The sequence below is a fragment of the Microbacterium bovistercoris genome (assembly GCF_003387575.1).
Classification (GTDB): Bacteria; Actinomycetota; Actinomycetes; order Actinomycetales; family Microbacteriaceae; genus Microbacterium; species Microbacterium bovistercoris.
The window spans coordinates 16,437-29,636 of sequence record NZ_QUAB01000041.1 but is presented as its reverse complement, the minus strand read 5'-3'; the positions used below and the strand labels follow the sequence as shown (position 1 = coordinate 29,636).

General features: G+C 69.6%; 11 protein-coding genes. 6 read left to right on the top strand and 5 right to left on the bottom strand.

What is annotated here, in order from left to right; genetic code table 11:
- Nucleotides 1–41: 41 nt before the first annotated feature.
- Nucleotides 42–1,082: a cell division protein ZapE gene (gene zapE, locus DY023_RS09225; protein WP_116242051.1), complete on the bottom strand. Its 1,041-nt coding sequence runs from the start codon at nucleotides 1,080–1,082 to the stop codon at nucleotides 42–44.
- Between the two features lie 125 nt (nucleotides 1,083–1,207).
- Here zapE and DY023_RS09220 point away from each other — a divergent pair, with 125 nt between their 5' ends.
- The gene (locus DY023_RS09220) at nucleotides 1,208–2,104 is read left to right on the top strand and encodes a sulfurtransferase (RefSeq protein WP_116242050.1); all 897 of its coding nucleotides are present in this window, start codon (nucleotides 1,208–1,210) and stop codon (nucleotides 2,102–2,104) included.
- A 19-nt stretch (nucleotides 2,105–2,123) separates the two neighbouring features.
- The gene (locus DY023_RS09215; protein WP_181905786.1) at nucleotides 2,124–2,588 is read left to right on the top strand and encodes a SufE family protein; all 465 of its coding nucleotides are present in this window, start codon (nucleotides 2,124–2,126) and stop codon (nucleotides 2,586–2,588) included.
- Here the strand turns inward: DY023_RS09215 and DY023_RS09210 are convergent.
- Nucleotides 2,568–3,749 carry an alpha/beta hydrolase family protein gene (locus DY023_RS09210; protein ID WP_116242048.1) on the bottom strand — a complete coding sequence of 394 codons (1,182 nt, stop codon included), beginning with the start codon at nucleotides 3,747–3,749 and terminating at the stop codon, nucleotides 2,568–2,570. The genes DY023_RS09215 and DY023_RS09210 overlap by 21 nt on opposite strands.
- A gap of 25 nt (nucleotides 3,750–3,774) precedes the next feature.
- Here DY023_RS09210 and DY023_RS09205 point away from each other — a divergent pair, with 25 nt between their 5' ends.
- The 4 genes from DY023_RS09205 (at nucleotide 3,775) to DY023_RS09190 (ending at nucleotide 8,977) form a co-directional block, all read left to right on the top strand.
- Nucleotides 3,775–4,356 carry a DUF3000 domain-containing protein gene (locus tag DY023_RS09205; RefSeq protein ID WP_116242047.1) on the top strand — a complete coding sequence of 194 codons (582 nt, stop codon included), beginning with the start codon at nucleotides 3,775–3,777 and terminating at the stop codon, nucleotides 4,354–4,356.
- Entirely contained in the window at nucleotides 4,349–5,545 is a 1,197-nt protein-coding gene (locus DY023_RS09200) for a ribonuclease D (RefSeq protein ID WP_116242046.1), read from the top strand. Before DY023_RS09205 ends, DY023_RS09200 begins: the two co-directional genes overlap by 8 nt.
- 73 nt (nucleotides 5,546–5,618) lie before the next feature.
- Nucleotides 5,619–6,827 (top strand): thiolase family protein, encoded by a 1,209-nt coding sequence (locus tag DY023_RS09195; RefSeq protein WP_116242045.1) that lies wholly within the window; start codon nucleotides 5,619–5,621, stop codon nucleotides 6,825–6,827.
- Between the two features lie 11 nt (nucleotides 6,828–6,838).
- Complete coding sequence (locus DY023_RS09190; protein ID WP_116242044.1) at nucleotides 6,839–8,977, top strand: 3-hydroxyacyl-CoA dehydrogenase NAD-binding domain-containing protein; 2,139 nt, start codon at nucleotides 6,839–6,841, stop codon at nucleotides 8,975–8,977.
- A gap of 59 nt (nucleotides 8,978–9,036) precedes the next feature.
- Here DY023_RS09190 and DY023_RS09185 read toward each other — a convergent pair whose 3' ends face one another.
- From DY023_RS09185 to DY023_RS09175, 3 genes are read right to left on the bottom strand one after another with little or no spacing between them, the layout of a single operon-like run.
- Nucleotides 9,037–10,659: a GMC oxidoreductase gene (locus DY023_RS09185; protein ID WP_116242043.1), complete on the bottom strand. Its 1,623-nt coding sequence runs from the start codon at nucleotides 10,657–10,659 to the stop codon at nucleotides 9,037–9,039.
- Entirely contained in the window at nucleotides 10,652–11,569 is a 918-nt protein-coding gene (locus tag DY023_RS09180) for a diacylglycerol/lipid kinase family protein (RefSeq protein ID WP_245958649.1), read from the bottom strand. The genes DY023_RS09185 and DY023_RS09180 overlap by 8 nt, the downstream gene beginning before the upstream one ends.
- Nucleotides 11,562–13,181 (bottom strand): FAD-binding oxidoreductase, encoded by a 1,620-nt coding sequence (locus DY023_RS09175; RefSeq protein WP_245958648.1) that lies wholly within the window; start codon nucleotides 13,179–13,181, stop codon nucleotides 11,562–11,564. Before DY023_RS09175 ends, DY023_RS09180 begins: the two co-directional genes overlap by 8 nt.
- Between the last annotated feature and the right edge of the window lie 19 nt (nucleotides 13,182–13,200).

The window sequence follows — 13,200 nt, the reverse complement described above, 5'->3', positions numbered from 1 at the left end:
TCCGAACGTGTTACGGAGCGGCCTCCCGTGTGAACGTCGTGTTACGCGGCGGAATGCGTCAGCGCGTTCAGGCGCGAGATCGCCCGCAGGTACTTCTTGCGATACCCGCCGCCGAGCATCTCCTCGGAGAACACCTCGTCGAGCGGTGTCCCGGTGGCGACGACAGGGATCTGCGCGTCGTAGACCCGGTCGACGAAGGCGACGAAGCGCAGCGCCTCCGACTGGTCGGTCAGGACGTGCACGCCCCGCAACCCGATCAGGTTCAGTCCGTCGATCAGGCGGATGTAGCGGGAAGGATGCACCTGGGCGAGGTGCTTGATGACCTCGTCGAACTCGTCGTCCGATGCCACGCCGCCCGCGGCCCCCTGCTCGATGGCGACCGCGAAACCGGCATCGTCGAGCACGATCGAATGCCCGTCGATCGCCCGCTGACGGTAGTCGACGCCGTCGATCCGCAGCGTCTCGAAGCTGTCCGACATCGCCTGGATCTCACGGAGGAAGTCCTGGGCGGCGAAGCGCCCCTCGCCGAGGGCGTTCGGCGGAGTGTTCGAGGTTGCGGCGAGCTTGGTCCCGGAGGCCACGAGCTCGCCGAGAAGCCGGGTCATGACCATGGTGTCGCCCGGATCGTCGAGCTCGAACTCGTCGATGCAGAGCAGGTCCGAGCCGCGCAGCAGGTCGACGGTGTTCTTGTAGCCGAGCGCGCCGACGAGCGCGGTGTACTCGATGAAGGAGCCGAAGTACTTCCGGCGGGCGGGCATCGCATGGTAGATCGACGCGAGCAGGTGGGTCTTGCCGACGCCGAAGCCGCCGTCGAGGTACACGCCCGGCTTGACCTCCGGTTCCTTGGGAGCGCGCCGGAACAGGCCGCCGCGCTTCACCGGCTGCACCGCTCCCCCGGCGAAGCGCATCAGCTTCTCCTTGGAATCCTCCTGAGACGGGTAGGCCGAATCCGCCCGATAGCTCTCGAAGGTCGCTCCGTCGAACTGCGGCGGGGGCACGAGGCTGGCCAGCATCTCGCTGCCGGTGACCACCGGCACCCGATCGGTGATGTGGACGATTCCGGTGCTGGTCGCCTGGGTCATTCGCGTGTAGACGTCTTTCGTAATCCGCATGCGCACTGCCGCGGGGAGGCTTATCGTCAAAGGGGACGGCTCCACATTACGCCGTCCGCCCGAACCACCCGTTCGCCCGATCACAGGAGACCTCCGTGCCCATCGAGTTCGACACCACTTCCGCCAAGTTCGCCGAGTACGCCGAGCCGGGCCGCCTCGTGACCACGGAGTGGCTCGCCGCGCACCTCGGCGACCCCGGGCTGGTGGTCGTCGAGTCCGACGAGGACGTGCTGCTGTACGAGACCGGGCACATCCCCGGCGCGGTGAAGGTCGACTGGCACACCGAGCTGAACGACCCGGTCGTGCGCGACTACGTCGACGGCGCCGGCTTCGCCGAGCTGCTCAGCCGCAAGGGCGTCTCCAGGGATGACACGGTCGTGATCTACGGCGACAAGAACAACTGGTGGGCGGCCTACGCCCTGTGGGTGTTCTCGCTGTTCGGACACGAGGACGTGCGCCTGCTGGACGGCGGTCGTGATCGTTGGATCTCCGAGGGCCGCGAGATCACCACGGCCCCGGCCGAGCGCGCACGCACCGAGTACCCGGTCATACAGCGTGACGATTCGGTGCTCCGGGCGTACAAGGACGACGTCGTCGCCTTCATCGGCCAGGGTCCGCTGATCGACGTCCGCTCCCCCGAGGAGTACAGCGGAGAGCGCACCTCGGCCCCGGCCTACCCCGAGGAGGGCGCGCTGCGCGCCGGTCACATCCCCACCGCGCAGAGCGTGCCGTGGGGCAGGGCAGTCGCCGAGGACGGCGGGTTCAAGACGCGCGCGGAGCTCGAGGCGATCTATCGCGACGGCGCCGGGCTGAAGGACGGCGACGCGATCGTCGCCTACTGCCGTATCGGGGAGCGATCCAGCCACACCTGGTTCGTCCTGCAGCACCTGCTCGGTTTCGAGAACGTGCGCAACTACGACGGCTCGTGGACCGAGTGGGGCAGCGCGGTGCGCGTGCCGATCGCGACGGGCGCCGAGCCCGGCTCGCTCTGAGCATGGGAGGATGTCAGGGATGAGCACTGAGCACGTCCCCGACACCCTCGCCGAGATCCGCGACGACTTCCTCGACCTGCCCGAGAGCGATCGGCTCTCCCTGCTGCTGGAGTTCGCGAACGAACTGCCTGCGGTCCCCGCCGAGCTCGCAGACCACCCCGAGATGTACGAGCGCGTCGCCGAGTGCCAGTCCCCCGTGTTCATCCATCTCGATGTGCAGGACGACGTGGTGCACATGCACGCCACCGCGCCGCCCGAGGCGCCCACGACACGCGGCTTCGCCAGCATCCTCGTACAGGGCATCGACGGTCTGACGGCCGACGAGGTGCTCGCGATCCCGAACGACTATCCGCAGAGCCTTGGTCTGACCAAGCTGGTCTCGCCGCTGCGCATCGGCGGCATGACGGGCATGCTGATGCGCGCGAAGAACCAGGTCACGCAGAAGCGCTGCCCTTCGACAGGCTCAGGGACCGATGATGGTTGAGATCCAGTCCGTGATGGCGGTCGTCCAGGAGATCTGGTCGTAGTTCCACAGCTTGGTGTGCCGAGCGACGGCGAACTCCGGCATCGTCACGAGGTCGGGTCGCGCCGCGGCCAGCGCATGCGAGGCGTCGGACGGGACGAATCCGTCGTCGTCGCTGTGCAGGATGAGGATCGGCACCGCCAGTTCGTCGGCGCGCGCGACCATGTCCAGGCTGTCGAACGGGATGGCCTGTTCCGCGCCGCCCAGACGCGCGGACCACGGTGTCGACAGCGCCTCCATCGCGAGCGCCGGCAAAGGCTCGACGAGCCCGGCCTCGCGGGCCTGGAACCGCAGCACGGTGCGCCAGTCCACGACGGGCGAATCGAGCACCAGACCCGCGATCGCCTCCCGGTGCGCGGAGTTGACGGATGCCTGCAGCACGATCGCCCCGCCCATCGACCAGCCCATGAGCACGACACGCTTCGCGCCGTGCCGCAGCGCATGGCCGATCGCGGCATCCACGTCTCGCCACTCGGACGCGCCGAGAGCGTACGAACCACCCCTGCTGCGCGGAGCCTCGCCGTCGTTGCGGTACGAGACGACGAGCGTCGGCATGCCGAGCGAGTGGAACACCGGCACGGCACGCAGGCACTCGGCGCGAGTCGTGCCCCGACCGTGCACCTGGATCACCCAGGTCTCGGATGCCGCGGAGTCCGACGTCGCGGCATCCGGAGCCGCCGGGAAGAACCATGCCGGGCAGGGCCCCGCCGGGGAGCCGATCAGCACGGTCTCGTACGGCAGGTGGAGTTCCGCAGGCGTCGAGTAGTACCAGCCGCTGAACGCTGCGCCGCGGTCGACCTTGGCGCCGACGTCGATCTGCGTCAGCAGCTTGCGCCGTACCTTCCGCTGGTCCGCGCTGAGCACGGCGCCGAGCTTCACATACCCGTAGGTGCCGGTCGTGAACAGGCCGTATCGTCCGGGCAGCTCGGTGTCGGCGGTGCGTGTCAGCTCGATCGTCTGGGCGCCGGTGTCGACGGCCAGGATCTCGGTGTCGTTGCTGCGGGCGGTGGGCGTGACCACGCGGCGTGCTGTGGCGAACACGGCGGCCGCGGCGGCACCTGCCGCAGCGACCGCGACCAGCGCGGGTACGGCCACCGCTACGGCGTGCCTGATACTCTTCATCGCCTCCTGACTCTAGCCTGTTGCCGTGACCGCCCACCCGGATTCCGCTGCGCTCTTCGACGCCGCCGCGACGCAGCTGCGCGAGATCGCCTTCCGCTCGGACATCGTCGTCCGGGAGATCCCCTCGCCAGCAGGACTCGCGCCGTTCTCGCTCGCCCTCGCCGCCGATGTGCGACCCGACGATCACGGCGACTCGATCTACGGCACAGGGCGCTTCGTGCTGCTGCACGACCCCGAGGAGCCGGCCGCCTGGGACGGGGCGTGGCGCATCGTCACCTTCGCCCAGGCCCCGCTCGAGCCCGAGATCGGCACCGATCCCCTGCTCGCCGACGTCACGTGGTCGTGGCTGGTCGATGCGCTCGAGTCGCGCGACGCCGTCTACCACTCCGCCTCCGGCACCTCCACGAAGACGCTGTCCAAGGGCTTCGGGGGTCTCTCCGAGCAGGGCGATGGCGCTCAGATCGAACTGCGCGCCTCCTGGACTCCCGAGGGCCCGATCCGCCCGCACGCCGAGGCATGGGCGGAGCTGGTCGGTATGCTTGCAGGGCTGCCGCCCGGCTCTGAGAACGTCGCCGTGTTCGGCGCGAGAAAGGGCGGCCGTGGCTGACTATGAAGTGATCTCCGATCGCAAGACCTTCGAGAAGGCGGCGGCACAGCTCGCCGAGGCGGACGGACCGGTCGCTGTCGACGTCGAGCGGGCGTCGGGGTTCCGATACTCCCAGCGCGCGTACCTCGTACAGGTCTTCCGGCGCGATGCCGGGGTGTTCCTGTTCGACCCGCCGGCGATCGGCGACTTCGCCCCGCTGCAGGAGGCGATCGGCGAAGCGGAGTGGGTCTTCCACGCCGCCAGTCAGGACCTCCCGTCGCTGCGCGAGCTGGACCTCGAACCGGCGTCCGTGTTCGACACGGAGCTGGCCGCGCGCCTGCTCGGCCACGAACGGGTGGGTCTCGCCGCCGTCGTCGAGGAGACCCTCGGCATCACGCTCAAGAAGGAGCACTCCGCGGCGGACTGGTCGACCCGGCCGCTGCCCGAGTCCTGGCTCGAGTACGCGGCCCTCGACGTGCTGCACCTGATCGACGTCGAGGACGCGCTCATGGCGGAACTCGCCGAGACGGGCAAGACCGAGATCGCCGGCGAGGAGTTCGCCGCGACCCTGTCGCGTCTGCCGAAGCCTCCGCGCGAAGAGCCCTGGCGGCGCCTCAGCGGCCTGCACAAGGTGCGCGGAGCCCGTAACCTCGCCGTGGCCCGAGAGCTGTGGACGGCGCGCGAGGAGTATGCCAGGGAGATGGACGTCTCCCCGGGGCGCCTCGTTCCCGACCGGGCACTGCTCGCCGCACTTCTCGGCAATCCGTCGACCAAGCAGGCCTTGGCCGGCATGAAGGAGTTCAACGGCCGCGCGAGCAGGACGCAACTGGACCGCTGGTGGGATGCGATCGAGCGTGGGCGAGCGTCGACCGATCTCCCGCGCGAACGCGTTCCCAGCGACGCGCTGCCGCCGCCGCGCGCCTGGGCGGATCGCAACCCGGAGGCCGATGCGCGGCTGAAGGCCGCCCGCCCGGTGGTGGAGGCCACGGCCGAAGAGCTGCACATGCCCACCGAGAACCTGCTCACGCCTGATTACCTGCGCCGCATCGCGTGGCATCCGCCGGAGGAGCCCACTGCCGCCGCCGTCGGCGAGGCCCTGGCTGCGCTCGGTGCACGGCACTGGCAGATTGAGCGGACCGCACAGAAGATCGCCGATGCCTTTGTAGAAGCCGGGCAATCGTCTGAGCAGGCCCCGGCCGACGAATCGTAGATTCGATCCAAGCGATTCCCCGTGCCCGCTCCGCCTTCCTAGGCTGGGACCATCCCACAACACTGGAGGCAGAGTGGCCGAGATCTCGGACGTCTTCTTCGTCGACGGAGTGCGCACACCTTTCGGGCGCGCCGGCGAGAAGGGCATGTACTGGAACACCCGCGCGGATGACCTCGCCGTCAAGGCGACCATCGGACTCATGGAACGCAATCCGGGCGTACCCGCGGACCGCATCGACGATGTCGCCATCGCCGCGACCAGCCAGACCGGCGACCAGGGCCTCACCCTCGGACGCTCGGTCGCGATCCTGGCCGGGCTTCCGCAGACCGTTCCGGGTCTGGCGATCGAGCGCATGTGCGCGGGCGCGATGACCAGCGTCACCACCATGGGCGCCTCGATCGGCGTCGGCATGTACGACTTCGCCCTCGCCGGCGGCGTCGAGCACATGGGGCACCACCCGATCGGCAGCAACGCCGACCCGAATCCGCGCTTCGTCGCCGAGAAGATGGTCGACCCGGGCGCCCTGAACATGGGTGTCACCGCGGAGCGCATCTTCGACCGGTTCCCGCACCTGACCAAGGAGCGGTCCGACCGCTTCGGCATGCTCAGCCAGCACAAGGTGCAGGCTGCGTACGACGCGGGCAAGATCCAGCCCGACCTGGTCACGGTCGCCACCAAGGGCGCAGACGGCGCCTGGGGCCTGGCCACCGAGGACGAGGGCCGTCGCCCGCAGACCACGATGGAGGACCTCGCGACCCTGAAGACGCCGTTCCGTCCGCACGGCCGCGTCACTGCGGGAACCTCCTCCCCGCTCACCGACGGCGCGACCATGTCGCTGCTCGCCGGCGGCGGTGCCGTCAAGGAGTTCGGCCTCACCCCGAAGATGCGGATGGTGTCGTTCGCGTTCGCCGGCGTGCAGCCCGAGATCATGGGCATCGGCCCGATCCCGTCGACCGAGAAGGCCCTGAAGAAGGCCGGCCTCACGATCGACGACATCGGCCTGTTCGAGCTGAACGAGGCGTTCGCCATCCAGGTCATCTCGCTGCTCGACCACTTCGGCATCGCCGACGACGACCCGCGCGTGAACCAGTGGGGCGGCGCGATCGCCCTGGGCCACCCGCTCGCCGCGACCGGCGTCCGTCTGATGATCCAGCTGGCGGCGCAGTTCGCCGAGCGTCCCGACGTGCAGTACGGTCTCACAGCCATGTGCGTCGGACTCGGCCAGGGCGGCTCGGTCATCTGGGAGAACCCGTTCTTCGACGGCAAGAAGAAGCGCAAGTAAGGGCACGCACCATGACGAACTACGACGACATCGACTTCTCGCCGATCATGGCCCTCACCGAGGGCGAGGTCATCACGCACTCGCCCGTGCGCGACGTGCGCCTCGCCTCCGGCAAGGTCCTCGCACTGATCACGCTCGACAACGGGCGCGACCACACCCGGCCGAACACGCTCGGCCCCGCCACGCTGACCGAGCTCGGCGAGACGCTCGCCGGCCTCAAGGCGCGCGCGGCAGCAGGAGAGATCCAGGCGGTCGGCATCACCGGCAAGCAGTACATCCTCGCCGCCGGCGCCGACCTGTCCGACATCAGCAAGGTCGGCTCGAAGGACAACGCGCGCCTCATCGCGCAGCTGGGCCACAAGGTGCTCGGTTCGCTGAGCGAGCTGGGCGTGCCCAGCTTCGCGTTCGTGAACGGCCTCGCACTCGGCGGCGGCATGGAGATCGCGTTGAACTCCACCTACCGCACGGTGGATGCCTCGGCCGCGGCGCTCGCGCTGCCCGAGGTGTTCCTCGGGATCATCCCCGGCTGGGGCGGCGCCTATCTGCTGCCGAACCTCATCGGCATCGAGAACGCCCTCGAGGTGGTCATCTCGAACCCGCTCAAGCAGAACCGCATGCTCAAGCCGCAGCAGGCGTTCGAGCTCGGCATCTTCGACGCGATCTACCCCGCCTCGAACTTCCTCGAGGACTCGCTGCGCTGGGCCGACGCTGTCCTCGGCGGCAAGAAGGTGGAGCGCAAGAACGTTCCTGGCAAGATCGAGCGCACCGTCAAGTGGCCGGTCGCCATCAAGATGGCGCGCGGGATGCTGGAGTCGAAGATCGGCACCGTGCCGCGCTCGCCCTATGCCGCGCTCGAACTGCTCGACAAGGCCCGCAGCGGCACGAAGGAAGAGGGCTTCGCCCGTGAGGACGAGGCACTCGCCGAGCTCGTCACCGGCGACCAGTTCGCCGCGTCGATGTACGCCTTCGACCTGGTGCAGAAGCGGGCCAAGCGCCCGGTCGGCGCCCCGGACAAGGCGCTCGCGAAGAAGGTCACGAAGGTCGGCATCATCGGTGCGGGCCTGATGGCGAGCCAGTTCGCACTGCTGTTCGTGCGCAGGCTGCAGGTGCCGGTGCTGATCACCGACCTCGACCAGGCCCGCGTCGACAAGGGCGTGGCGTACATCCACGACGAGATCGGCAAGCTCGAGGCGAAGGGTCGTCTGGACGGCGACACGGCCAACAAGCTGCGCTCGCTCGTCACCGGCACCACCGACAAGAGCCTGTACGCCGACTGCGACTTCGTGATCGAGGCCGTGTTCGAGGAGGTCGGCGTCAAGCAGCAGGTGTTCGGCGAGATCGAGAAGATCATCGCCGAGGACGCGATCCTCGCGACCAACACCTCGTCGCTGTCGGTCGAGGAGATCGGCTCGAAGCTCGACCACCCCGAGCGACTGGTCGGCTTCCACTTCTTCAACCCGGTCGCGGTCATGCCGCTGATCGAGATCGTGAAGACGTCGACGACCACCGAGGCTGCGCTGTCGACCGCGTTCGTGGTCGCCAAGGGCCTGGGCAAGAACGCCGTGCTCACGGCGGACGCCCCCGGCTTCGTGGTGAACCGTCTGCTGGCCAAGGTCATGGGCGAGGCCGCGCGGGCGGTCTACGAGGGCACGCCGGTGGCCGACGTCGAGAAGGCGTTCGGTCCGCTCGGACTGCCGATGGGTCCGTTCCAGCTCATCGACCTGGTCGGCTGGAAGGTCGCCGCACACGTGCAGGACACGATGGTGGCGCACTTCCCGGAGCGGTTCTACGCGAACGAGAACTTCCACGCCCTGGCCGACCTCGATCAGGTGGTCGAGAAGGACAAGGGCGGCCGGGTGACCGGGTTCACGAAGGCGGCGGACAAGCTCGTCAAGCAGGTCGCGGGCAACGCCCCGGCATCCGCTGACGAGATCCTCCGTCGGGTGCAGGACGGCCTCGCGCAGGAGATCCGCCTCATGCTGGACGAGGGCGTCGTGCCCGAGGTCGAGGACATCGACCTCTGCCTGATCCTCGGCGCCGGCTGGCCGTTCATCGACGGCGGCGCGTCGCCGTACCTCGACCGCGAGGGAGCCTCGGAGCGCGTCTTCGGTGGCACCTTCCACACCCCGGCGATCCGCGGCATCGCCTGATCACGTCACGAAAGGGACGGGAGAGGAACATCCTCTCCCGTCCCTTTCGTCGTGCCGGGCTACTGTGCCGGCCGCGGGTCAGTCTCCCCCGCAGCAGGCCAGTACGACAGCGCACGCTCCGCGAGTGCGGTGATCGTGAGAGACGGATTCACGCCAGGGTTCGCCGGCACGGCGGAGCCGTCCACCACGTGCAGATCCGGATGCCCCCACACGCGGTGGTAGGCGTCGATGACGCCCTCCTCGGCGCTTCTCGAGACGACGGCGCCGCCCAGGAAATGGGCGGTCAGCGGGATGCCGAACACCTCGGGCCACGAGCCTCGGGCCTCGGCAGTCACTCCGCCGTCGCGTTCGATTCGCGAGGCGATCGCCTCGGCCGCACGATGCGCCTGCGGCAGGTGAGTGGGGTTGGGCTCACCGTGTCCCTGCCGGCTGGTCATCACCAGACGTCCGAAGCGCCGGCGCAGCGAGAGCGTCAGCGAATTGTCGGCGGTCTGCATCACGAGCGCGATGATGCCGCGATCACTCCACCGGCGCAGCGAGCCGAGACGCAACTGCCGCACCGGGTTCCGCAGCGCCCGCCCGACCAGGTGGCCGAGGCGCCGGTGCAGCGGCAGGTCTCCGGGGACGAGGATCGTCGCCAAGGCGCCCATCAGGTTCGAGCCTGGCCCGTAGCGCACGTTCTCCACGTGGGTCCGTTCGTCGACGTGGAAGGACGTGGTGATGGCGACACCGCGGGTGAACTCCAGCGACGCGGGCACGCGCGTGGCGATCGCGCCGTCGAGCGCCTCGGAGTTGGTTCGGGTGAGCCTTCCGAGCGCGTCGGACAGGTGCGGGAGCGCGCCCGATGCCTTCATCCGGTGCAGCAGCTGCTGCGTCCCCCAGGTGCCGGCCGCGAGCACGACCTGTCTCGCTGTGACCGTGCGCCGACCGCGCCGCAGCCAGGCGCCGCTGCGCCGGGTCGTCACGGCGAAGCCGCCGCCCCGGAGCGCGCGCAGCTCGGTGACCGTGCGGAGCGGCTCGATGACGACGCCGCGTCGCTCTGCGAGGGCGAGGTAGTTCTTCATCAGGGTGTTCTTGGCGCCGACGCGGCAGCCGACCATGCAGTTGCCGCACAGCGTGCATCCGGTGCGCTCAGGGCCTTCGCCGTCGAAGAACGGATCGGGCACCCGCACGCCCGGTGTGCCCAGGAACACACCGACCGGCGCACGGCGGAATGTGCTTCCGACACCCAGGTCCTCCGCGGCGCCCGCCATGATCCGCTCCACCGGCCCATTGTGCGGGTACTGCTCGACGACGCCCAGCATCCGTTCCGCCGTCGCGTAGTGCGGAGCGAGTTCCGCCTCCCAGTCGGCGATGCCGTCCCACTGTGGGTCGGTGAAGAATGCCGACCCCGGCTGGTAGAGCGTGTTCGCGTAGTTCAGCGATCCCCCGCCGACGCCTGCACCGGCCAGGATCATCACGTCCGGCAGTCGGTGGATGCGCTGCACTCCGAAGCATCCCATCGCCGGCGCCCACAGGTACCGGCGTACGTCCCACGACGTCTTCGCGAACTCCTCATCCTCGAAGCGGCGCCCGGCCTCGTAGACGCGCACCCGGTAGCCCTTTTCCGCCAGCCGGAGGGCCGCGACCGATCCTCCGAAGCCGGATCCGATGACGACGACATCCTCGTCGAAGTCAGTCATGTGTCTCCTCCCCCGGAACCATCACGGTCAGTGCCGCGGGCTGCACGGTGATCGTGCACTCGTCCTCGCCGATCCGCTCGCCGTCGGCGTAGACCACGAGGCCCGGCGCACGCACCGTCACCGAGCGTGCCTGCCGATGCGTCACCTCCGGCCGCTCCAGATGCCGACCGCGCAGCAGCAGCGGGAACAGCATCGCCAGCCGGAGTCGTCCGAGCGGCGCGACGTGCACCACGTCCAGCAGCGCATCGTCCGGTGCGGCGCCCGCGGCCACCGGCATCCCTCCGCCGTAGCTCGCGGTGTTCGCGACCGCGATCAGGGTGCCGGGCCGCTGCGCGGCCTGCTCTCCGTCCGCGGACACCACGAAGTCCATCGGCCGCAGCCGCATGAGCTCGATCATCAGCGCGAGGTAGTACCGCAACGCGCCACGGGGCCAGCGCAGCCGGTTGGTGCGATCGCTGACCTTGGCGTCGAAACCGAGCGCCGCGACGGTGAGGAACGGGGCGACTCCCGCCGGTGTGCGGATCTCGCCGACGTCGATCGACCGCGGCACCCCGGTGAGTGCGAGCTCCGCTGCCGCAGCTGCGTCGTGCCGCGGGAGCCCGAGTGCTCGGGCCAGGTCGTTCCCGGTCCCCGCGGCCACGAGCGCGATCGGCACTCCGGTTCCGCGCACCGCGTCGAGGATGCCGGAGAGTGTGCCGTCGCCGCCGACGACGACGAGCGCGCGAGGCTGGGCGGCCACGGCCTGCGCGGCCAGCGCGGCGGTGTCGGCCGCGGACCGGCCGGCATGGATGCGCACCTCCGCGCCGCGATCTCGGAGGTGCGCGAGCGCGGTGCTCGCGGCGTCCCGCCCACGCCCCTTTCCTGCGTCCGGGTTCGCCAGCAGCGCGATGTGATCGCGCACCTCAGCCATCCTGCTCGGCGATGACGGCGCCGGGGTTGAGGATGCCGGTGGGGTCGAGCTCGCGTTTGATCGCACGCAGGATGCGGATGCCGGTCTCGCCGATCTCGTGCTCGAGCCACGCGGCATGGTCCCTGCCCACGGCGTGATGATGACTGATCGTGCCTCCTGAGGCGATGATCGCGTCGTTCACGGCGGACTTCACCCGATGCCAGGCGTCCAGCGGCTCGCTGCGGAGGCCGGCGAGGACCGTGAAGTACAGCGAAGCCCCGGTCGGGTAGATGTGCGAGACGTGGCACATGATGTAGCTCTTCGCCCTCTCGGCGGCGAACCCCTCGCGGAGCGCGCTCTCGACGGCATCGCGGAGGTTCTGCAGGTTCGACCAGGTGGTCGCGGTCTCGAGAGTCTCGCAGAACACTCCGGCGTCGAGCAGGGAATCGCGCAGGTACGGTCCGTCGAAGCGGCCCTCCAGCCAGTCCTCTGCGGCGCCCTGTCCAGAGGATCTGCCGCCCGCCTGGGTGAGAAGTTCGGCGGTGCGCGCACGGCGCTCGGCGATGTCGTCGCCCTCGTAGACGGTGACGACGCCGGCGCCCTTTGCCAGCAGCTTGCCGATCTTCCCCACCTGCGCCAGGCTCACCGCTGTCTCCGCCTCATCGGACAGCCGAATGACGGTCGGTCCGCCTCCGCGCTGCGCGACACGGCGCAGGCCGTCGGCACCTGAGGCGAAGTCGCGGAACGTCCAGGCCTCGAAGACGCGCTCCTGCGGGACGGGATGCACGCGCAGGCGGACCTCGGTGATGACGCCGAAGATCCCCTCGGACCCGAGGAAGACCCGCACGAGGTCGGGACCGGCCGCCGATCCCGGCGAGCGGCCGAGTTCGAGGACGCCGGTGGGAGTGGCGACGCGGATGCCGGTGACCATGGTCTCGAAGCGGCCATGGCCCGCGGAGTTCTGCCCCGACGAACGGGCGGCCGCGAAGCCGCCGATCGTCGCGTAGCGGAAGCTCTGCGGGTAGTGACCCAGCTCGTAGCCGCGGGCGGCGAGGAGCGCTTCCGCTTCCGGCCCGCTCGTGCCGGCCGCGAGGACCGCCTCACCACTGATCTCGTCCAGCGCGATCAGGCCCGACAGCCTGCGCAGATCGAGACTCACCACGCCGCGATGGCGACCGCGCTCGGGGTCGAGTGCCCCGACGACGCTGGTTCCCCCGCCGAACGGGATGACGGCGAGATCCCGTTCCGAAGCGATCGTCAGGCAGGCCACGACATCGGCATGAGTGCCGGCGCGCACGATGGCGTCCGGGGCGTCCTGCCGCGGCATCCGCCGGCGCAGCAGGTCGGGTGTCGATCGGCCGCCGGCGTGCCGCACGCGTGCGTCGGAGGACACGTCGACGTGCTCGACGCCGACCACGGCGCGGAACGCGTCGAGGTCGTCGTCGGTCAGAGCGGAGTCCGGAAGAACGACGTCCGGGAGCGCGACGGCTTCTTCGGGCCGGCGGATGCGTCCCAGGAGCAGCGGAAGCAGTGTGCGCACAGCACGCGGGAGATCCTGCTCCTTGGCCGGGTCCCCCCAGCCGTTCCAGCGCATCGGCGCGTCTTCGGCGACTCTGCCGTCTTCGTCGATCATGCGTTACAGTGTGACACAT